The following is an 888-nucleotide window of genomic DNA, read 5'->3' as shown; positions in this document are numbered from 1 at the left end:
CGATGGTTGTCGGCTGAATATTGAATGATTCAGACGGCCTCAATGTCATGATTGGGAGGCCGTCTGAAAATATGCGGATTCAATACGGGGAGAAGCTTATTCTTCGTCGTCTTCGTATTGTTCTGACAAAAGATGGTTGACCAAGTTGGCACATTCTACGGCAACTTTGGCTGCATCGGAGGCTTTTTCTTCGATACGAGCAACGGCTTGTTCGTCGTTTTCGGTCGTTAGGATGGCGTTGGCGATAGGGATGTTGTAGTCAAGGGCAACGCGGCTGACACCTGCGCCGGACTCATTGGATACCAATTCAAAGTGGTAGGTTTCGCCACGAATGACAACGCCGATAGCAATCAGGGCATCGAATTGTTCGGATGAAGCGAGGTTCATCAACGCGATAGGCACTTCAAGCGCGCCGGGAACGGTGGCAAGCGTGATGTTGTCTTCGGATACGCCCAATTCTTTTAGGGTGCGGCAGCATACTTTGACCATTTCGCTGCCGATTTCGTTGGTGAAGCGGGCTTGAACGATGCCGATGCGCAAGTTGGTGCCATCGAGGCGTGGTTCGATAATGTTCATGATGATTCCTTCAATATTTGTGAAATAGGGATTCGGCTCGGTTTCAGACGGCCTTGTTATAAAGAAGGCCGTCTGAAACAAAATGGGGATGGATTATTCTTGCGGCTGCCAATCGGCAACGGCTTGGAACTCGCCGTCTTCGTTCAATTCCCACGCGCAGCCTTCTGCCTGAGTCAGCAGGGGCGCGATGTCGGGATTGTCTGCGGTAATGGTGGAGAGACTGACAATGCTGAAATTGTCGGGATTGTCGGTGTATTCGTCGGTTTCGTCGCCGCTGAAAATACGCCAGCCGCTGTCGTTTTCAAATACGGG

2 protein-coding genes are annotated in these 888 nt (G+C 51.1%); both read right to left on the bottom strand.

Features of this window, described 5'->3' with window-relative positions; translation table 11 throughout:
- Positions 1-96: 96 nt before the first annotated feature.
- Positions 97-576 (bottom strand): 6,7-dimethyl-8-ribityllumazine synthase, encoded by a 480-nt coding sequence (gene ribH, locus ACTHS3_RS15595; RefSeq protein WP_036493252.1) that lies wholly within the window; start codon positions 574-576, stop codon positions 97-99.
- Between the two features lie 93 nt (positions 577-669).
- Positions 670-888 (bottom strand): DUF2185 domain-containing protein (locus ACTHS3_RS15590; protein WP_440368453.1); only part of this gene is annotated, 219 nt, incomplete at its 5' end.

This window comes from Neisseria sp. P0009.S007, from assembly GCF_051962515.1.
The sequence above is the reverse complement of the archived record's forward strand: the minus strand, read 5'-3'. Positions and strand labels throughout refer to the sequence as shown.

Coding starts and splice junctions, on each gene's coding strand:
- ribH (WP_036493252.1), bottom strand. CDS start 576: ATGAACATTATCGAACCACGCCTCGATGGCACCAACTTGCGCATCGGC.